This is a genomic window from Afipia sp. OHSU_II-C1, from assembly GCF_000497575.1.
GTDB lineage: Bacteria > Pseudomonadota > Alphaproteobacteria > Rhizobiales > Xanthobacteraceae > Afipia.
In genome coordinates, this window is sequence record NZ_APJI01000008.1 from 29,313 (window position 1) to 49,070 (window position 19,758).

The following is a 19,758-nucleotide window of genomic DNA, read 5'->3' on the forward strand; positions in this document are numbered from 1 at the left end:
AAGTAAACAACCCGGCAATTTATGCCGGATGCGGCAAGTTCGGCGCTCTGCGCGACAGGGGCTCGCCCAACGCCTTCAATAATTTATCAATTGGAACAACATCTTACGGATTATCCCGCTCTGGCACGGCCCTCGCATAGTTAACTGCGGACTAACCTCGTGGGGAGCATGGGGCTGGGCCGCAAAGACCTCAGCGGGGAGCAGAGGATGTTTCGGATTTTTCAGGCTGCATGCATGGCGATCGCCCTGCTGTCCGCCTTCAGCGCACCGGCCCAGGCGACGTCGCGGATCAAGGATCTCGCGAACATCGAGGGCGTGCGCCAGAACCAGTTGATCGGTTACGGCCTTGTGGTCGGCCTGAACGGCACCGGCGACACGCTTAACAACATCCCTTTCACCAAGCAGTCGCTGCAGGCGATGCTTGAGCGCATGGGCGTCAACATTCGCGGCTCCACCATCCGCACCGGCAACGTCGCGGCTGTCATGGTCACGGGCAACCTGCCCGCTTTCGGCACCCAGGGCACCCGGATGGACGTCACGGTGTCGGCGCTCGGCGATGCCAAGAGCCTTCAGGGCGGCACGCTTCTGGTCACCCCCCTGCTCGGCGCCGATGGCAACGTCTATGCCGTCGCACAGGGATCGCTGGCGATCGGCGGCTTCTCCGCCGAGGGCGCGGCCGCAAGCATCACCAAGGGCGTCCCGACAGTCGGCCGCATCGCCAACGGCGCGATCATCGAGCGCGAAATCGAGTTCGCGCTGAACCGCCTGCCCAACGTCCGCCTTGCCCTGCGCAACGGCGACTTCACCACCGCCAAGCGCATTGCGGCCGCGGTCAACGACTATCTCGGCACCAAGACCGCCGAACCGGTCGATCCCTCCACCGTGCAGCTCAGCATTCCGGCGGAATTCAAGGGCAACGTGGTCGCGCTGCTGACCGAGATCGAACAGTTGCAGGTCGAGCCGGATCTCGGCGCCAAGATCATCATCGACGAACGCTCCGGCATCATCGTGATGGGCCGTGACGTGCGCGTCGCCACCGTCGCGGTCGCACAGGGCAACCTCACCGTCTCCATTTCGGAAAGCCCGCAGGTCAGCCAGCCCGCGCCATTCTCGCGCGGACGCACCGTGGTCACACCGAATACACGCGTCGGCGTTCAGGAGGACGGCAAGAAACTCGCCGTGGTGAAGGACGGCGTCTCGCTGCAACAACTGGTCGACGGCCTCAACGGCCTCGGCATCGGCCCGCGCGACCTGATCGGCATCCTGCAAGCCATCAAGGCTTCGGGCGCGATCCAGGCCGACATCGAGGTGATGTAATGAGCATCACCCCGACCACCATGCGCGCTCCCGCCACCTTCACGGGCGGCCGTCCCGATCTCGTGCTGCAAGACGCACTGACGAAGGTCTCGCCGCAGGCACAGGCGAAAGCCAAAACCCAGGCGCAGGATTTCGAGGCGGTGTTTCTCAACTCGATGTTTTCGCAGATGATGAGCGGCATCAAGGGCGATGGGCCTTACGGCAACACCCCGGGAACCGGCATCTGGCGCTCGATGATGACCGAGCAGTACTCCAAATCTTTCGCACAGGCGGGCGGCGTCGGAATTTCCAGCGACGTCTACCGCTCTCTTATTCTTCAGCAGGCCAACCGCGCCAGCTAACCGCACCGGAAGAGCATCACATGACCCTCCAGCAGCAAACTGCCCAAACGCCTTCGGCCGCAGCGACGCCGGCCGAGGCCCGCAAGCTCGCCGAAGGATTGATGCAGATCATGAGCACCCTGCTCGGGATCGTGGAGCGGGAGACCGAACTCGTCCGCGCTGGCAACATCCGAGATGCGATGGCGCTCGAAACCGAAAAGAGCGCAGCATCGCGGCAATACACCGAAGCGATTTCCAGGCTGGCGCAAAGCCGCGACTATCTCAAGCAAGCGACGCCCGAACTGCTTACGGCGCTGCACCGTCACCACGACACCTTCCGCGCCATGCTGCAGGTCAATCTCACCGTACTTGCGACGGCTCACGCGGTCTCCGAGGGCATCGTGCGCGGCGTCAACAGCGAAATGCAGCGGAAAAATCTTCCGAACGGCTACACCGCCGGCGGACAGCGCGCGACGCCGGGACCGCGTCAGGTGACGCCGCTGTCCGTCAGCCGTTCGCTTTAGCCGCAATTTTTAGAGATCTGTCCTCCTCCGCACCGTCATTGCGAGGAGCCATTCGCGCGTTCACGCGCGTCTTCGACGCGCTATGGCGACGAAGCAATCCATACCGAATGGAAGAATGACCTGCTTCGCGTTCAGGCGCGAAGACACGCCTGCACGCATCGCCGCGATGCGAAATGCAGATACTTTGATTCAATTCCCCGCGGGAACATAAGGACCGGATTCATCCGGTTCCCCTCATAATCGGCATTGGAGGGTTGGGTTTGACTCAAGGGGGAGCCAGAGGCTGCCATGAGTGCGGATTTCAACATCAAACCGGTGGGGGCATCGGTTGCTGCAACATACGTCGAGCCGGCATCCAACGGTGCGAAGACGGCTGTCCAGACGCAGCTTCCACCCGAGAAGGCCGTCACCGCGCCCGACCCGTCGCTTCAGGTCCGCAACAACCCGCAGGCGGACAGCGATAGGCTTTCGAAACAGGTGATTATCGATCGCGCTGCCGCCGAAATCGTCTACCGGACCGTCGACAGCAGAACGAGCCTCGTGGTGCGCCAGTATCCCGACGAAGCGCGGCTGCGCGCACGCGCCTATCTGCGCGCAATGGACATTGCCCGCGAGGACAACATGCGCCGGAATACGGATCTGAGGGTTTAACCGCCGAAATCAGCTCTGCTTGGCGTAAGCCGTCTCGAGCGACTGGGCGCCGGTCGCAGGATTTGTCATTACGGTCTTGATCTGCGCCGTGCCCTGCTTGGTCAGGGTGAACTTCGAGTCGCCAATCCGGAATGAATTATCGCGGATCAGAACTTCCTGATACTTCATCGTGGCGCCGCTCTGGTAGCGGACCTTGGCGCGGAAGCCGACCACGTTGGAGACCTGGATGCTGAACTGGTCGTTGTTGGCGTATTTGCCCGTCCAGTTGCCCTCGTAGCTCGCGGCATCGACGGCCACATACGGGCCCTTCGAATAGTTCACGTTGGAACCGACCGCCACGTAGTTCGATTGCAGGATGCTGTAGATATCGGACATCGCCCTGCTCCGGATTTAAGCGCGGCCGGACAGTCCCGCCGCGAGATTGCAGTTGATGTCGATCAGCGGTTTGAGCTTGTCGCGCTGCGGATTGAGTTGCAGCTCTGCGGTCTGCGTCAGAACGAATGTCCCGATATTGACGATGTTCTGGCGGACTTCGACGGGCTGAAGGTTGTCGTCGCTGGTGACGGCGCTGAGCAGGATTGCCCAAAGCTTGCGGTTGAACAGCAGCGCGGCTGCGAACTCATCGTCGGTGCGGCCGAGATTGTTCACGATGTCCTGGAGCTTGTTCGCCGCTTTCAGCAAGGCCTGCGCCTCGATCTCGCGTGGAGATGCAGTCGTTTGTGCAGTACGAGCGTAGGCCTGGGCAGCAGCGTTGGACATCCATTACCTCGACAAGAGTTCGTCTTCGCGACCTATCAGTTTCCTGATTTCTCTTAGAGCTTTGTAAAGATAACCGCTTAAAATAAGATTACTTGCGTCTTCAATGTGGCCACGGAAACTCGGCACTGCTTCAAGCAGATCCTTCACGAAACCGAGATAGAGATCCTGATATTTCGGGATGTCATCTTCGAGATACATCTGCTGAACACAGAGATAGATTCTCTTCACCGGCGTATTCGCCGTCTCCGCTGTCAGAATATCCTTCTCGCGCAAGATCGGTGTCTCGCCATCGATCAGAAACGTCGCGCGTGTTTCTGAGTTGGTGATGACGCTCTTGCCGATAACGATGCGTTCAAACGGCTTGAGTTCGACTCGGAGGGCCACATTCTGTCTCCCTTGCGCGGCGCGCGGATCGCGTCGGGCCGGCGTCTGCCCGTTCAGGGCAATACCGGCAATTTACGGCACAAAAAAAGCGGCGAGGATGCCCCCTCGCCGCCTTTCCTGTTTAAGCCTTAGCTTTCTCTTAAGTCCGGAGAAGCTGAAGCACACTCTGCTGCGACTGGTTGGCGAGCGCGAGCGCGGAGACCGCGATCGACTGGCGGGTCGACAGCGCCTGGCTGTTCGCCGCTTCCTCGTTGGTGTCGGCGATGGTCAGGTTCGTCGAACCGGTCTGCAGCACGTTGATCAGGTTCTTCGAGAAGTCCTGACGGATCTGCACGATCGAGAGGTTCGAACCCAGCGTCGACGCCTGCGAGCGCAGGAAGCTGCTCGCGTAGTTCAGCGAGTCGAGCACCTTGTTGGTCGCGACGTTGTCGATGAAGTCCGTGCCGGGGGTCAACGCACCGAGTCCGAGACCGGCAGGATCGAGATTGATGCCGGTGATGTTCAGCGTCGACTTGCCGGTTTCGTTGAAGATCAGCTTGAGCTGGTCGCCGTTGAGCAGGTTCACACCGTTGAACGAAGCGTCCTGCGACGTCGTTTTGATCTGGTTGATGATGTTGTTGTACTGCGAGACCAGATTGGCGCGCGTCGCCTGCGAGGTCGGATCGAGGATCGGGGCCGCGATGCTCAGGCCGGCGAACACGCCGCCCGGATTGGTCGCCGTGCCGCCCAGCGTACCGATTGTCGAGGACGCCGCGTCATTCGCGGTGGTGATGGTGATGGCGCCGTTCGTCGCGATGCTGGCTTGAAGGTTGTTCGACAGCAGCGCGGCGTTCAACTGGTTGATCGTTGAAACCTGGCCGACGCCTGTACCGAAGGTGATATTGGTCGGAGTGCCGCCGCCGGTCGAGGTGATGGTCAGGGTGGTGCCGTTGAGACCGCCGCTGCTCGCTGCGCCCGTTCCGCTGTTCGCCGCGATACCGGTCGTGTTGGTCGCCGCGCCTGTCGCTGTCACAGCGCTGGTCGCGACGGTCGAGGCTGCGCCGGTTGTGCCCGACGTGAACACGAGGTTACCGCCCGTCACGGAAGCAACCGTGCTGCCGACCTGATAGTTGATGATCGAGGCGATGTTCGCGGCGCTGAGGCTCGCGGCGTTGAGCGTCGTGCCGTTGGCGGTGTTGTAGGTCGCAACGGTTGCCGCGCTGATCGTCACAGGCGATGGCGCGCCGCCGTCAACGGTTACGCTGAACGCCAGCGAGTCGGCAGGCACCGCCGGAACCAGAGCCGTGCCGGTGCTGGTGGTGTTGGCAAGGCCGGTCGAGCCGCCCGCCGCCGTGCTGGTGTAGCCGGAGATGGTGACCTGCGAGGTCGCGCCCGTGGTCGCCGAGGCGATCTGGAGCTGACCGCCGGAAACTGCAACAGGAGAAAGGCCCGTGGTCGAGCCGTTGACCTGGAAGTCGATGATCTTGGCGACGTCCTGCGCGGTCAGCGCCGAGGCAGTGCCCGTCAACGTGCCGCCGCCGCCAGTGAAGGCGGTGACCGCGGCCGCGTCTATCGTGACCGCCTGCGAGGCGCCATCCACGTTCAGGGTAAAGCTGACCGCACCGGTGGTGACGTCGAGGGCCGAGAAGCCCGCGCCGGTGAAGGTCGTAGCCGCGGTCGCCGGAACGGCGGCCGAACCGGTGCCCGAGACGTTGACCGGGGTGAACGCGCCGGCATTGACGGTGCCGGCGGTCGCCGGGGTCGAGGTGCCGAGAATGTTCGCGCCGTTCGCGCCTGCCGTCGGCGCGGTGGTCACAACGGACTTGGTGTAGCCGACCTGGGTCTGCAGCGCCTGATTCGCGATCGACTTCGCGGTATCGATCAGTTTCTGCAGCGAGGTGATGCCGGTGTTGGCCGCCTGCAGCACCTGCACACCGTTGCCGATACCGTCGAGAAGATTGTTGATGTCACTGGCGCGAGCGTCGAGCCCGGCGGCCGTGAAAAAGTTGGTCGGATTATCGAGCGCTGTGTTGACCTTCTTGCCCGTGGCAAGGCGGGTCTGAGTGGTCGCCAGAAGGTCTGCCGTTGATTGCAGCGACAACAGGTTCTGGCGAACTGACGCCGAAAGAACGATATCGGACATTTGAGTACCTTCCTTGATAAGCCAAGCCGATTACGGAACGGCGCTCGCAATTCGACGGCCGTCTTTGCGTTAATCTTTAGAAGGCACGATTTAAATTATGGTTAAGAGCGGATTAAATTGTTCCCCTAACAAAAGGTAAAGACGCACCAGCGCCCTGCCGATCTGGCCGAATTCAGCGCGAAAATCGCGCAAAAAGAAAACGGCGGGGTTTCCCCCGCCGTTTCCGTGTCGGTTTTTGCTTCCGCGATTAGCGGAGGAGCTGAAGAACGCTCTGCTGCGACTGGTTGGCCAGCGACAGGGCGGACACAGCGATCGACTGACGGGTCGACAGCGCCTGGCTGTTCGCCGCTTCCTCGTTGGTGTCAGCCAGCGTCAGGTTCGACGAACCGGTCTGCAGCACGTTGATCAGGCTCTTCGAGAAGTCCTGACGGATCTGCACGATCGAGAGGTTCGAACCCAGGGCCGAAGCCTGGCCGCGCAGCGTGCTGGAGGCATCGTTCAGCGACGCGAGGACCTTGTTGGTCGCAGCATTGTCGATGAAGTCGGTGCCAGCCGTCAGGCTGCCGAGACCCAGACCAGCCGGGTTGAAGTTCACGCCGGTGATGTTGAGCGTGGACTTGCCGGTTTCGTTGAACACCAGCTTGAGCTGGTCGCCGTTCAGCAGGTTCACACCGTTGAACGAAGCGTCCTGAGCCGTCGTGCGGATCTGGTCGATGACGTTGTTGTACTGCGTCACGAGGTTCGCGCGGGTGGTCTGAGCGACAGCGTCAACAACCGGAGCGCCACCCACTGCACCAACGAACGCCTTGCCAGCGCCAGTCGCCGTACCGGTGATCGCACCGATCGTGGACGAAGCGTAGTCGTTCGAGGTGGTGATGGTGATCTTGCCATCGGTGCTGATCGACGCCTGGAGGTTGTTCGGCGCAAGAGCGGCGTTCAACTGGTTCAGGGTCTTCACAGTGCCGCCGGTGCCGTCACCGAAGGTGATGGTCGTGGCAGCGCCACCGCCGGTGGAGGCGATGTTCAGCGTCAGGCCGCCGAGCGCAGAGGTGCCCGGAACCGCAGCCGCACCGGCGGTGCCGGTGGCCGAGGTCACGCCGGTCGAGCCGGATGCCGAACCAGCCGAGGTCACCGCGGAGGTCACGACGTTGGAGGTTGTGCCGGTCGAGCTCGAAGTGAAGGTCAGCGCACCGCCGACAACCGAAGCAACCGCGCCGGTGATCTGGCTGTTGATGACAGCAGCAACATCCGTAGCGCTCAGGGCATTGGCGTTCACCGTGGCCGAGGAGTGAGCGGTGTTGTAGGTCGAGATTGCCGCAGCGCTCAGGGTCACAGTCTGGGCAGCGCCGCCGTCAACCGCAACAGTGAAGGTCTGCGAAGCAGCCGGAACAGCGGCAACAGCAGCGGTACCCGTGCTGCTGGTGTTGGCGAGGCCAGTGGCGCCGCCGTTAGCCGTGCTGGTGTAGCCGGAGATCGTGACCTGCGAGCTTGCGCCCGTCGTGCCCGAAGCGATCGAGAGCTGACCGCCGGCAACGGTGACTGTGGTGCCACCGGTCTGGGCGTTGATCAGGTCAGCGACGTCCTGCGCGGTCAGCGCGGAAGCCGTACCGGAGAGTGTGCCGCCGCCGCCGGTGTAGGCAGTGACTGCAGCCGCGTCGATCGTGACGTTGGTCGAGGTACCGTCAACGTTCAGCGTGAAGCCGACCGAGCCGGAAGAGACGTCGAGCGCCGAGAAGCCCGAACCGGTGAAGGTCGTCGCAGCGGTTGCCGCCGAACCAGCCGAGCCGGTGCCCGAGACGTCGATGGTCGAGAACGCACCGGCGGTCAGAACGCCAGCGGTCGCGGCCGTACCAGCCGTCGAGGTACCACGCAGATCGTCAGCGGTCGCGCCGGCAATCGCGGTCGTGGTGACCGCCGACTTGCTGGAATAACCGACAGTGGTCTGCAGAGCCTGGTTGGCGATCGACTTCGCGGTATCGACCAGCTTCTGCAGCGAGGTGATACCGGTGTTGGCAGCCTGCAGAACCTGCACGCCGTTGCCGATGCCATCGAGGAGGTTGTTGATGTCGCTGGCGCGCGAATCGAGGCCGGCGGCAGTGAAGAAGTTGGTCGGATTGTCGAGAGCTGTGTTGACCTTCTTGCCGGTGGCAAGGCGGGTCTGGGTGGTCGAGAGCAGATCAGCGGTCGACTGGAGCGACAGCAGGTTCTGGCGAACCGATGCCGAGAGAACGATAGCAGACATGTGAGGTACCTTTCTGGTGTGACTCAAAACGCAACGTGTACGAGCGTGCCGCCGATAGCTTCGATCAGCGAGCCGTCCGACATTGGGGCCAACAATCTAAAAAGGTATGAACCGGGCCCGTCGAAGTGTTCCGATCAAGGACCTGGACGCGCAGCGCAAAAAGCCGCGATTTCGCTGATCCCACAAGGGCATCTCGCAATATCGGGCTTCCGCGAGTCGCGCCGGCGTTTACCTCGCGTTAACCATAAAGCGAAAGGATCGCGCCATCCGCCGGATCAATTTGGAACCGGCCCGCACGGAGAACCGCCATGGCTTTGAAGGTCGAACTGAAGCCGCACGAAAAGATCATCGTCGGCTCGTGCGTCATCACAAATACTGATCAGCGCGCGAAGTTCCTGATCGAAGGAGAAAGGCTGCCAGTCTTGCGAGAGAAAGATATCCTGACACCGGATAGCGCCGACACGCCGGCGAAGCTGATCTATCTGGCGGTCCAGCTCATGTATATCTCGCACGATCCGCAGGAACACCATGCGGTGTATTTCGATGTGATGCGCGACTTCCTCAGCGTTGCGCCGAGCGCGAGCGGCATGATCGACGAGATCAATAACCACATCTTAAGCGGCGACTACTATAGAGCGTTGAAGGAATCGAAGAAACTGATCGCTTACGAAAAGCAGCTTCTCGACAGCGCCAAAGACGGACAGGCGCGTGAAGCCAGCCTCAGCAGCGCCGCCTGACACCACACGCAGACCGATTGAGCAAAAGGCCTCCAGAAGGAGGCCTTTTTCATGTCCGGCAACCGTTGCGGGGCGTGGCGGCCTGATGGCCTAGAGAAACTTCACCAGGCTCATCTGATAGAGCGAGGCGGTCGTCTGGTACGACGCCTGCAACGCGGTCTGCAACGCAAGGATCTTGGTTGCGACCTCGTTGTCATTGATGCCCTGGATCGAATCCAGCATCGACTGGGCGACCGACCCCGTCTGCGTCTGCCGATCCTTCGCCTTGTCGATGGCGCCTTGCGCCCCGGCAAAATCGGCCTGGATATCCTGAATCGATTGCGTGCCCGGATGCACGGCGAGATTGTCGACAACCCGCGAATTCAGCGCGGTGAGCTGTCCGTTCGCGTTCGGATTGCTCGCGTTGGTCGTCACCGCGGCATAGACCGCGATGCTCTTCAGCGCTGCGACGAAAGCATCCTCGTTTGCGCGTGCGCCGTACTGCACGGTAATCGCCTGATCGATACCGACGATAGCCGTTCCGCGCGCGGGATCGGTGCCGCTTTCGCCGGTGTACCAGGAAACCGTGTCGGTCGGAGTGCCGTTGCGCAGCGCGACCGGCGGATTGGACGAGGTATCGACCCGAAGCGGCGGCGATGAACTGAAGAAATTGTCGGATGCTGCCACCGCTGACGCCGCCACCAGCGCTGTATTCGCCAGTGTCCCGACAGCCGTGTTGAGCGCCGAATTGAGATTGGCGGCTGTCGCCGCCGAATCGGCGCCGATGGCAAAGCTGCCGACCGGCGTTGGCGTCGCCGACGACGCCGTCAGTTCGATGGTCTCGGACGTGCCGTCCGGCAGGTTGAACTTGAAACGGAATTTGTCGCCATCGGCCGGATTGGTTGCACCCAGATCGACCGACATTTCAGACGGCGCGCCGGGCGGCGCTGCCGGAGGTGCCGGACCGGTGACAGTCGCACTCGCAGACGTCGTTGTAATCGCGCTCAGCTTGAGGCCGAACGGTGATCCGGCAACGTCTTCGCCGATTGTCACCGACGTCGGCGTCGCCGATGTAATGACCGTCCGGCCGAGGCCCGAAGTGCCGTCGGCCACGCCGCGCTCGTCGATGATCTGCTTCAGCCCGATGCGGGTGCCGCTGCCGTTGAGAATTACGTCCGCGGATTCGGTCGCTGGCGTGTCGGTCGCGCGACCCGAGAACATGTAGCGTCCGCCGACCTCGGTGTTGAGGAGCGCAATGAACTGCGTGAAGGACGCCATCGCCGTTTTCTGCCCGGCGGTCTTGCCGTTGCTGTCGATGTTTAGCGTTGCGCCGGCGGCCGCTGCCTTCACCTGGCTGGCGGAGTCACTCATGCCCTGCAGGGACAGGTTCGCGACATTGATGCGCGTGTTCAGCACCGTGCCGGTATTGGCATAACCGGCAATCGATGAAATCTGCGCGCGCAGACCCGTTGCGGTGCCCGAGTCGATGCCGAGACCAGCATAGGTCGACGACTTCCTTCCGGAAGCGAGCTGCTGCGTCAGCGTATCGAGCTGACTCTTGAGGTTGAGAATCGACGAGCCGAGATACGAAGTCCGGCCGCTAACGCCATCGATTGCCATCAGACCCTCACATTACCTGCATCAGTGACTGGAACATCGAATTGATCGTGGACATCACGCGAGCATTCGCCGAGTAGGCGTTCTGCAGCGCCAGCAGATTGGCCATCTCGGTATCGATATCCACGCCGGACGTGTCGTCCATTTTCTTTTGCAGCGTGTTCAGTACAACGTCCTGACCATCCGAAAGCTGCTGCGCCGAACTTGCGGCATTGGCCTGCATGTTCGTGAACTGCTGCGTAAAGCTCAGCAGCGTCCCTTTGTAAGGCGTGCTGCTTGAACCGATCCCGGTGGTCGCCGAATAGCTGTAGGTGCTCGTTGTCAGCTGCGACAGGATGAAATCCGATCGCGTGGTATCACCCGCCGGTGTCGCGGGGCTCGTGCTGTAAACGATCAGGCGCGAGGAGTCGGCCAGCAATCCCGAGTTGACGGTGATGCGTCCTGCAAGGCCTGTTTGCTGGGAGCCGGACGCCGTGATCGCTCCCGTGTAGGGTCTGCCGCCGTCGGTGAACAATGCGATCTGCGGACCGCCGCCGGTCAGCGCTGTCGCTGTCGTGGTCACCGACGCCGCGTTGACGTCGGACAAGCCGGACGCGCCGTCATCGACCACGCGCAGCGTCGAGCCCGACGGATTCGAGAACTGGATGTTCGCGCTGCCCAGCGCGGCATTGAGCTGCGACACAACCGACGCCATGCCGCCGGAGAAATCGACGCCGATCACCTTGTCGTTCGGATCGATGGTCGTCGTGTCCTTCAGCGGCAGCGCGCCCGGATCGTCGACGCGGATGATCGAAACACTTTTCTGAACGCCGGTAATGCTGTCGGTGTAGGTCAGATGAACGACGTTACCGGCCTGCATGTTCGACAGATCAAGATCGAAACCAGCCGGAGTTCCGGGCGGCGGCGCGGGGGTCGCCGGCGGATATGCTGTACCGTTTGTCGTCGTATCGGACAACGCGCTCGCCATGGCTGCGGCCAGCTGATCGACCTGATCTTGCGCCTGCACCAGCGTCCTGTCGCGCAGCTCGAGATAGGCCGCGATCGATCCGGAACGAATCGCGCCGCTTGCGACCAGATCGATGCTTCCTCCGTTCGGATAGGAAATCGAGATCGTACCGAGCGTGCTTTTCGACGGATCGGCATTCCACTGCGACTCGGGCGTGACCGTGCCGTACGTGTTGAACGACAGCTGCGCGGCATCGGAACCGCCGACAAGTTGCGTGCCCGAGGTCGTGTAAACCGATACCTGGTTGCCGTCGCCCTTGACGACGCGCACGTCCATCAATCCCGACAGCTGGGTAATGTATTGATCGCGCTGGTCCAGCAATGCGGCGGTCGCGGCATCCTGGTTGGTGAAGCCCTGAAGCTGCCGGTTGATCTTGGCGATCTGGGTCAGTGCATTGTTCGCCGTCGTCACCGCATTGCTGATTCCGGTCTCGGCGCTGTTGCGCAGAGCCTGGATGCCTTGCGAGGTCGAATTCAGCTGCTGGGCCAGGGCCTGCGCGGCGTTGAGCACACCGGTACGCGCCGATTGCGAGTCCGGGCTTGTCGAGAGTGACTGAAGCGCGGTCGTGAGCGAATTGAATGCCGCCTCAATAGTGGCGGAAGAATCCGGATCACCGTAGACGCTCTGGAGGTTGTTCAGGAAATTCGCACGCGTGCGGGTGTAGGCCGTGCCCGAGGTTTCCGTCCGCAACTGGCTCTGGATGTAATCGTCGAGGACGCGATTGACGCCGATGGTTTCGACGCCGGCGCCGTTGCCGACCGCGGTCTGGATCTGGTTGGTCGTCTTACGGACGTAACCCGGCGTTTCCGCGTTCGCTACGTTGGACGAAACCAGCGCGAGCGACGCCTGGTTTGCCCGCAAGCCGGCCATCGCGGTTGAAAGAGCTTGGCTCAGACCCATAACATACTGCCCATCTCAGGTCGGATCACGCGACGATGTGTTCAGCGATTATCGCAGCACGTTCAGCAGATCCTGCGCCATCTGGTTCGCAGTGGTGATGACCTTGGTGTTCGCCGAATAGGCCTGCTGCGTGACGATCAGCTTGGTGAATTCGTCCGCGATATCGCTGTTGGATCCTTCGAGCGCCGAACCCGTGATGGTGCCGGCCTTTCCGAAAACCGCGTTACCGGACTGATCGGTCTCCTCGAACGCGCCGCCATCGAGGCGCTTCAGGAAGTTCGCGCCATTGAAGGTCGCCAGCGTAATCTGCGCCAGATCGATGTTGCGGCCGTTGGAATAGTTGCCGACCACGCGGCCGTTGTCGCCGATCGAAACCGTCTGCAGCGAACCCGCCGGGAAGCCGTCCTGGTGAATGTCGTTGACCTGCGCGTTGCCGTTGGCATCGGCGAACGAGGTCAGGCCGCTGACGCCGAAGTTCACGGTGACATTGCCCAGCGTGATGCCGCTGATCGTCGGAGTGGTGAGCGTCACCGATGCCACCGCCGGAGTGAGCTGGCCGTTTGCACTGAACGTGAAATCGGTGCCGATGTTCTGCCAGGCCGTCGCGCCACCGGTCGCGTTCGGATCGACCTGATAGAACATGTTCCACTTGTCGGTATGGCCTGGGCCAAGCGTCGATGAGTCCATCTTCGCCCAGCGGAACTGAATGCTGACAGGCGAGCCGGAGATGTCGTAGCCGGTGGTGGCGCCGCCCGCGATCGATTGCGAAATGAATGTCGCGGCGTCGGAGCCGATGACGTGACCGGCGCCCGCCGAACCGCCACCCAGGCGATTCACGGTGACGGTGCCGGAGAAGCCGAGCGCGGCAAAAGCCGTTGCATTGCTTGAGGTGATAACCAGGTTATTCGCCAGACCCGTATGCAACTGCACGGAGCCATTGTTGACGGTCGAGGACAGCGCGGAGTTGCCGCTCAGCCCGTCGATCTTGTCGAGGAGCTGATCGATGGTGCTGCCGATCGGGATATGGGTCGCGTCATCCTGGTTCGGCGGAACGCTGGATGCGTCGGTGAAAGTAATCGGCGTTCCGTTCACCGTGATCGTGTCGCCAGCCGCAAAGCTCGCCGACAGTGAGTTGGTGTTCGCCGCGCCCGACAGCGCGGTTGTACCGTTGATCTTGGTCGCGGTGGTCAGCGCGCTGTTCATCGACGCGCCGCTTCCGACGTTGTCGAGATAAGGCAGCGGCGGCGTGCCGACCGTGCTCGGGTTGACGGTGAAGTCGCCGACGTTGAGCAGTTCCGAACCCGGAACGGATTTGTCGCTCTTCGTGGTGATCGGATACGAGGCCAGGTTGGCGCGATAGGTCACGGTCGAGGTGGGCTGGGCGGGCAGGAAGTCGCCGCCGAATTTCAGAACCTGCGGGTTGCTGCCGGTGACGTTGCCCGTGGTCGGGTCGATCGGAATGCCTTCGAGATAGTAACCGGCGCCGTTCACGAGATAGCCGTTCTTGTCGAGCGTGAAGTCGCCGCGGCGGGTGTAGTTGTTCACGCCGTTGAAGACCGGGTTGCTATCGGTGAAGCTGCCGGGCTTCTGCACCACGAAGAAGCCGTCGCCGCTGATCGCCATGTAGGTCGAAACGGCGGCCTTCTGGACGTCGCCCTGCACCGTGTTGGTTTCACGCGAGTTGGTCGCGACGCTGCCGGCGAGCTGGTTGTTGGTGCCGGTATCGGGAATGAGGTCGAGGAAACTCGTATCGATGCGCTTGAACGCCGTCGTCTGCGAGTTCGCGATGTTTCCGGAGATGTTTTCGAGCGCATAGGACTGAGCACGAAGACCTGCGACGGACGTGGTGAGTGCGCCAAAGAGACCCATTACATTTTCTCCAACTTCGATCCGGGCGGCCCGCCGGTGTGTCCATAGCCATGGCCGTATTCGAAGAAGAGGTCGCAAGCGCCGTGCCAACAGTATTTATGCCGCAATATCAATGCACTAAAAGAAATGCCCCGGCCAAAAGACCGGGGCACAATTGCCTAGCGGGCAAGAATTGCCGCGCGAAATCAGGACGATGAGCCGTCTGCCGGTTTGAAGCTCAGCGCCAGCCCGTTCATGCAGTAACGCAGGCCGGTCGGCTTCGGGCCGTCGTCGAAGACGTGGCCGAGATGGCCGCCGCACCGGCGGCACAGGGTCTCGGTCCGCACCATCATGTAACTGCGGTCGGACTTCTCCACGATGGCGTTGGGCAGCGCCTGATAGAAGCTCGGCCAGCCGGTGCCGCTGTCAAACTTGGTGTCGGAGGAAAACAGCGGCAGGTCGCAGCCGGCACAGGCGAAGGTTCCCTTGCGCTTCTCGTTGTTGAGCGGGCTGGTGAACGGGCGCTCGGTGCCCGCCTCGCGCAGCACATTATATTGGGCGGCGCTCAACTGCTTGCGCCACTCCGCCGGGGTCTTCTCGATCTCGAATTTCTGCGCAGATTTCTCCCCTGCACTGGCGCTGCCGAGACCCAGCCAGCGGAATGCCGAAAATGCGGCGAGACTCATCGCGGATGCGAGCAGGATACGGCGGTCGATCATCGTCAAAGCTCCGTGCAAGTCGGGAAACAGGCTGTCCATCACGATCTACGGTCCATTTCGCGAAAAGTTACAGCAACGCTCCAGCCGCAGGCTCACTTTCCCGCGAGGCCGGAACAGCCTCAGCCCTCATGTTCCAATAACCCCGCCGGCAGAGTGTTATTTCAATCGGGCGGTCTGCGCCCTGGCCGCCGCAATCCGCGCCTCCCGGGCGCGTTCCCGCATCTGTTCGCGGCCGCGGGCGCGTTCGCGATACCGCGACAATGCGCTGGCCGCATTCGAATAGCCGCGTGACCAGATGTTGAACACCTGCCCTGCGGCGCGGCCTGCCGACCCGCCGGCCCAGACCAGCTCGAACGGCGAAAACAGCCGCCAGCGATCATCGCCGTGCAGAATGCTGCGCGCGAGAAGCTGACCGCCCATCGCCGTCGTGTTCAGTCCCTGACGCCCGAAGCCGCTCAGCACCCAAAGACCCAGTTGCAGTTCGCCGATCTGCGGCATGCCGTGCACGGTCTGCCCGAACATCCCGCTCCAGGCCTCGGCAATTCCGACCGCGCCGAGTTTCGGGAAAATCGCCGCGATGCGATTCTGGATGCGCTTCGCGTAACGCTGCGGATCGCCCTGCCATGTCGTTTCCGGGCTCGACCACAACAGCCGGTCGCCCTCGACAATGCGGAAGTGATCAATGTCATGGGTATCGGTCACCGACCCCTGAAACGAGATCGCTTCGGCAAGCCGCTCGCCGAGCGGCTCGGTCAGCACCGCGTATCGCCATGTCGGCAGCAGCGTTGCCGTGAGACGCCGGCCCGGCGCGCCAAGATGCGCATTGCCCGCGAGCACAACATGGGTGCAACGCAGTTTCGCGGACGGCGTGAAGACGCGCTTGCGGATGCCCGCCGGATCGAGACCGATCACGGGCGTGTCCTCGAAAATCCGCACGCCCGCCTCTTCCGCCAGCGCCGCAAGACCATGGACATATCGCCGCCCGTCGATCTGAAACGCCTTCGGGAAATGAATCGCATGAAAGTAGCGATCGGTTTTCAGCGTCTCGCGAACGCGGTCGATCTGCCACCCTTCGATCTCGGTGCCGAAATCTTCTCCGAGCGTCTGCAACCGGCTGATGAGTTCATCGCCGGCATCGACTGTGGAAACTTCGAGCGCGCCTTCCGTTAATGTCACGCCGGGCATGGCGTTGCCGGTCACGGTGGCGCGGACATAGTCGGCGCCTTCCTGCGCCAGCGACCACAGTTCGCGCGCGTTATCAAAGCCGACACGGTCGATCAAATCGGACACCGCGATGCCGTAGCCCGGCATGACGGTCCCGAGATTATGGCCCGACGCATTCCACCCGATCTCACGGCCTTCAAGGAGCGCGACGCTTGCGCCCATTCGCGCCGCTTCCCGCGCCATGGTCAGACCGGCGAGCCCTCCCCCGATCACGCAGATATCGACATCGAGGTCGAACGTCAGCCGCGGACGGGCGGGCAGGTCCACCGACGAATTCACCGAAGGGTTGTCCATGATCGCAGTTCCAAGATCGCTGTCACAAGCGGGTATTTTCTGGGTGTAACGGTGTCCCCATCGTCACAATATCGGACGTAAGCTTGTACACTATTCCGCGCCGTGCCCTAGTGTCCCGGTTTTATTCCCCACCGAAACGAGATCGCGATATGCGCCGTCTGATCCTGCTACGTCATGCCAAGACCGAGCGGGATGCCCCGTCTGGCAAGGATCAGGATCGCCGCCTCGACGAACGCGGCCAGCATGACGGCGCGGAGATGGGCCGGTGGCTCGCTCTCCACGACTACCGGCCTGATCTCGTGCTGGTGTCGACCGCAACGCGCACCCAGGAAAGCTGGGAATTGCTTCGCGCTGCGATGCCGGCCATGCGGGTGAAACACCTGCCGGCATTGTACGGCGCTGATCCCTCCGAACTGCTCAGGATCATTCACGGCGTCGCAGATGCCGATCCGCAATGCCTGCTGATCCTCGCACACAATCCGGGGCTGCACGAACTGGCGCTCGGCCTTATCGCCAGCGGCGACCCGGCGGGCCGGCAGGCCCTCGCGAACAACCTGCCGACAGCAGGTGTCGCGGTGATCGATTTCAAGATCGACAACTGGGAGAAAGTCGGTTTTCGCACCGGGCGGCTCGAGCGCTTCGCAAGTCCGAAGCTGCTGCGCGAAGGCTCCGAAGGGGCATAGCGATACTAAAGTGAAGCGGCCTTGCATCTTGCCGCCAACGAATTCATCGTAAGCCGTCATAGCGTTTTCAGGCGAAGCCTGCCCTCGGGCTTGACCCGAGGATGGATCCCGGTTCGCGTGAAGGAAACGCGTCAAAACAGAATCTGTTGCGACCGGAGAGACCGATGTTTCAATCCATCCTCGTACCCATCGACCTTGCCGATACCGATCTCGCAAAACCGGCCATCGAGACAGCGGCGTCCCTGTCGAAATCCTCCGGCGGACTGGTACGGCTGGTCAACGTGATGCCGATCACGCCGGTGATGCTGGCGGAATATGTCCCGCCCGATTTCGAGATCCAGCAGCGCCAGTCGTCCGAGGAGGCTTTGGCGATCGTGGCGCGCGAATCCGGAATCGACAGCAACCGCATCTCGGTCACGGTGCGGCAGGGCGGCATCTATCACGAGGTGCTCGAGGAAGCCGCCGACATCGGCGCGGACCTGATCGTCATGACATCGCATCGGCCATCGATGCAGAGTTATTTTCTCGGCTCAAACGCGGGACATGTCGTCCGCTATGCAAAATGCTCAGTGCTCGTGGTGCGACATTAGAGCGCCGAACCGATCACAAAACGGTTTTCGCGTCGGGCTGACTTCTCTCCAGCGTCATCATGGACTAAGTTCGCGCGCCGCCGGAGGGTTATCCCCATCATCGGGCGGTAAGGTTTGGCCGGGCCGGCCAACGACGCCCGGCCGAGCTGACCTTCCGCTACGGCAAGACCCGTTACGGCAGTCTCGCTATGGCAAGTCTCGCTACGGCAAGACGTCCTTGGGCAATTCGTCGAACGTGTAGCTGCGCGGCCGGTTGCGGCGCATGAAGCCGCCGATCTGCCATGCAAACCAGGCAGCAAATCCCGCAAGAAACAGCGCACCGGTCAACTGCGCGGTGATCACCGCACGGATCAGCAGGGCCAGCATGGCCAAGGCGACAAACCCGAGCACGACCAGCCCGGCCGAATAAATCACGGGATTGATGCCGGCGACCAGAACAGCCTTGCTCCCGATGGCCGCAAGGCGCCGGTGCAATTCGACAATGAATGCACGATAGCCGTTATCCTGCGGCGACATCAGCGCGACGGTGTGCCATGTCGTTGAATAGATCGTGACGCGCTCACCGCGCGTGTCTTCGATGTCGGCGCGAAATCGCCGCGACTGCATCGAGACCGGCCGGTATGACAGACGAATGGCCGCGATCTTCTCCAGCGGCCAGATGCCCTGCTTTCCCCTCATCTGCCAGGACAGCCCCTCGCCGGTGATGTCAAGTTGCGAAGCACTCCCGACAAGAGACGGCTTGAAGACATACTGCGTGCCGTCACCGACGGCCTCCGGGCCGCTGGCTCCGCTGCGCGATCCGGCGCTGAATATCTGCGAAAGCATGAAAATCCTTCAATCGCCGCGGGCACCCGCGATCCCGACAGCCGCCTTGCGCAGCAGCCGGCCGTTATTCTACAAGTCATAGCAGCCCATTGCGCCGGGACGAAACACCCTGATGGCCAAGCCTGCCTATTTCTCGCAGCCCATTGTTCTCTCCGCATCGATCCTGTTCGGCGTGCTGCTCGCGCTTGGCATCCACATCATCATCCAGCGCTTCAATCTCAATCTCGGCGACCTGTGGCGAACGGACGTGCCGGAGCTGATCCCTGCGCGCGCGGCGCTGGCATGGTGGCTGATCGCCGCGGTGGCGTTTCTGGCTGGCTTCATTTCCGCGTCGTTGATGCAGAGCGCGGTGTCCGGCCAGATCTCACTTCGCCTGCGGCAGTTTCTGGTCGCTGTCGGCGTCATCATGCTCGCGGCAGCGGGTCAGGCCGCGGCAGCGCCGAGCGCGATCCCGACACTGTCCGGCGTGCTCGCAGGTCTCGCCGCACTTGGCCTCGGCGCGGTGATGGCGTTCTGCGGGGCGAAATTCGCACTCCGCCGGTCCTGACCGCCGGCATGCACCAGCGCGGCTTTTTGCCTCATTTGGCCCTTAACGATAATCGCAGCCGCGGTAAGCTTGCTGCCCTTGGTTAGTTGCTTCAGCCACCAGTCCGGATGCCGTCCGTTTTTTTGGATCGGTGGTCTGGCGCCGCATCGATCCCATCCGGCTAAATCGATTCATCAGGAATGCGCGTGAATGTCCTTGAAAGATCAGCATCGCCGATGGAACGGAATGGCTGTCTCGCCCTTTGCAACAGCATCTTCGTTTCCCATATCCGGCTAACTGATGAATCGCGGCATCCGGCCTGATATGAAGCGCAGATGACAGTCCAGCCAGCCCCGGTTTCCCAGCAATAACGGCACTTTGCGCCGCACAACGACCTATTTTCCAAGCGTGGGATTTCGCGTATGAGTACCGCCGCAGCCGCTTGCTCACTGTCGCCTCAATCGGCTTCTATAGGTTACGCGCCCTGCCGG

Annotated in this window: 19 protein-coding genes; 8 read left to right on the top strand and 11 right to left on the bottom strand. The window is 62.1% G+C overall.

What is annotated here, in order from left to right:
* The first annotated feature begins 207 nt into the window (after window positions 1-207).
* The 4 genes from I554_RS0109045 (at window position 208) to I554_RS0109060 (ending at window position 2,812) form a co-directional block, all read left to right on the top strand.
* Complete coding sequence (locus I554_RS0109045; protein WP_024577031.1) at window positions 208-1,317, top strand: flagellar basal body P-ring protein FlgI; 1,110 nt, start codon at window positions 208-210, stop codon at window positions 1,315-1,317.
* Window positions 1,317-1,658 (top strand): flagellar assembly peptidoglycan hydrolase FlgJ, encoded by a 342-nt coding sequence (flgJ, locus tag I554_RS0109050; protein WP_024577030.1) that lies wholly within the window; start codon window positions 1,317-1,319, stop codon window positions 1,656-1,658. Before I554_RS0109045 ends, flgJ begins: the two co-directional genes overlap by 1 nt.
* A 20-nt stretch (window positions 1,659-1,678) precedes the next feature.
* Window positions 1,679-2,161 carry a hypothetical protein gene (locus tag I554_RS0109055; RefSeq protein ID WP_024577029.1) on the top strand — a complete coding sequence of 161 codons (483 nt, stop codon included), beginning with the start codon at window positions 1,679-1,681 and terminating at the stop codon, window positions 2,159-2,161.
* A 288-nt stretch (window positions 2,162-2,449) separates the two neighbouring features.
* Window positions 2,450-2,812, top strand: coding sequence for a hypothetical protein (locus I554_RS0109060; protein ID WP_024577028.1), 363 nt, complete (start codon window positions 2,450-2,452; stop codon window positions 2,810-2,812).
* Window positions 2,813-2,821: 9 nt separating this feature from the next.
* On the opposite strand, the gene I554_RS0109065 is transcribed toward I554_RS0109060, so the two are convergent.
* The 5 genes from I554_RS0109065 to I554_RS0109085 form a co-directional block, all read right to left on the bottom strand.
* Window positions 2,822-3,187 carry a hypothetical protein gene (locus I554_RS0109065; protein ID WP_024577027.1) on the bottom strand — a complete coding sequence of 122 codons (366 nt, stop codon included), beginning with the start codon at window positions 3,185-3,187 and terminating at the stop codon, window positions 2,822-2,824.
* Between the two features lie 15 nt (window positions 3,188-3,202).
* Complete coding sequence (flaF, locus tag I554_RS0109070; protein ID WP_024577026.1) at window positions 3,203-3,571, bottom strand: flagellar biosynthesis regulator FlaF; 369 nt, start codon at window positions 3,569-3,571, stop codon at window positions 3,203-3,205.
* A 3-nt stretch (window positions 3,572-3,574) separates the two neighbouring features.
* Window positions 3,575-3,955, bottom strand: a complete 381-nt coding sequence (flbT, locus tag I554_RS0109075; RefSeq protein WP_024577025.1) for a flagellar biosynthesis repressor FlbT — start codon at window positions 3,953-3,955, stop codon at window positions 3,575-3,577.
* A gap of 139 nt (window positions 3,956-4,094) precedes the next feature.
* On the bottom strand, window positions 4,095-6,077 hold the full coding sequence (locus I554_RS0109080) for a flagellin (RefSeq protein ID WP_024578171.1): 1,983 nt from the start codon (window positions 6,075-6,077) through the stop codon (window positions 4,095-4,097).
* Window positions 6,078-6,324: 247 nt separating this feature from the next.
* Window positions 6,325-8,319: a flagellin gene (locus I554_RS0109085; protein ID WP_024578172.1), complete on the bottom strand. Its 1,995-nt coding sequence runs from the start codon at window positions 8,317-8,319 to the stop codon at window positions 6,325-6,327.
* A 308-nt stretch (window positions 8,320-8,627) separates the two neighbouring features.
* Here I554_RS0109085 and flbT (I554_RS0109090) point away from each other — a divergent pair, with 308 nt between their 5' ends.
* On the top strand, window positions 8,628-9,056 hold the full coding sequence (gene flbT / locus I554_RS0109090) for a flagellar biosynthesis repressor FlbT (RefSeq protein ID WP_024577819.1): 429 nt from the start codon (window positions 8,628-8,630) through the stop codon (window positions 9,054-9,056).
* 90 nt (window positions 9,057-9,146) lie between these two features.
* Here flbT (I554_RS0109090) and I554_RS0109095 read toward each other — a convergent pair whose 3' ends face one another.
* The 5 genes from I554_RS0109095 to I554_RS0109115 form a co-directional block, all read right to left on the bottom strand.
* On the bottom strand, window positions 9,147-10,655 hold the full coding sequence (locus I554_RS0109095) for a flagellar hook protein FlgL (RefSeq protein WP_024577818.1): 1,509 nt from the start codon (window positions 10,653-10,655) through the stop codon (window positions 9,147-9,149).
* A 7-nt stretch (window positions 10,656-10,662) separates the two neighbouring features.
* Window positions 10,663-12,558: a flagellar hook-associated protein FlgK gene (gene flgK / locus I554_RS0109100; protein WP_024577817.1), complete on the bottom strand. Its 1,896-nt coding sequence runs from the start codon at window positions 12,556-12,558 to the stop codon at window positions 10,663-10,665.
* Window positions 12,559-12,606: 48 nt separating this feature from the next.
* A complete protein-coding gene (locus I554_RS0109105; protein WP_024577816.1) occupies window positions 12,607-14,427 on the bottom strand; it encodes a flagellar hook-basal body complex protein in 1,821 nt (606 codons plus the stop codon).
* 185 nt (window positions 14,428-14,612) lie between these two features.
* On the bottom strand, window positions 14,613-15,125 hold the full coding sequence (msrB, locus tag I554_RS0109110) for a peptide-methionine (R)-S-oxide reductase MsrB (protein WP_024577815.1): 513 nt from the start codon (window positions 15,123-15,125) through the stop codon (window positions 14,613-14,615).
* A gap of 156 nt (window positions 15,126-15,281) precedes the next feature.
* Window positions 15,282-16,643: an FAD-binding oxidoreductase gene (locus tag I554_RS0109115; RefSeq protein WP_024577814.1), complete on the bottom strand. Its 1,362-nt coding sequence runs from the start codon at window positions 16,641-16,643 to the stop codon at window positions 15,282-15,284.
* 149 nt (window positions 16,644-16,792) lie between these two features.
* Between I554_RS0109115 and I554_RS0109120 the strand changes: the two genes are divergently transcribed.
* Together I554_RS0109120 and I554_RS0109125 are read left to right on the top strand one after the other, a co-directional pair.
* Window positions 16,793-17,326 carry a histidine phosphatase family protein gene (locus I554_RS0109120; RefSeq protein WP_024577813.1) on the top strand — a complete coding sequence of 178 codons (534 nt, stop codon included), beginning with the start codon at window positions 16,793-16,795 and terminating at the stop codon, window positions 17,324-17,326.
* 164 nt (window positions 17,327-17,490) lie between these two features.
* Window positions 17,491-17,916 (top strand): universal stress protein, encoded by a 426-nt coding sequence (locus tag I554_RS0109125; RefSeq protein ID WP_024577812.1) that lies wholly within the window; start codon window positions 17,491-17,493, stop codon window positions 17,914-17,916.
* Window positions 17,917-18,117: 201 nt separating this feature from the next.
* Here I554_RS0109125 and I554_RS0109130 read toward each other — a convergent pair whose 3' ends face one another.
* On the bottom strand, window positions 18,118-18,741 hold the full coding sequence (locus tag I554_RS0109130) for a hypothetical protein (RefSeq protein WP_024577811.1): 624 nt from the start codon (window positions 18,739-18,741) through the stop codon (window positions 18,118-18,120).
* A gap of 112 nt (window positions 18,742-18,853) precedes the next feature.
* Here I554_RS0109130 and I554_RS0109135 point away from each other — a divergent pair, with 112 nt between their 5' ends.
* Window positions 18,854-19,288, top strand: coding sequence for a hypothetical protein (locus tag I554_RS0109135; protein ID WP_024577810.1), 435 nt, complete (start codon window positions 18,854-18,856; stop codon window positions 19,286-19,288).
* The last annotated feature ends 470 nt before the right edge of the window (window positions 19,289-19,758 follow it).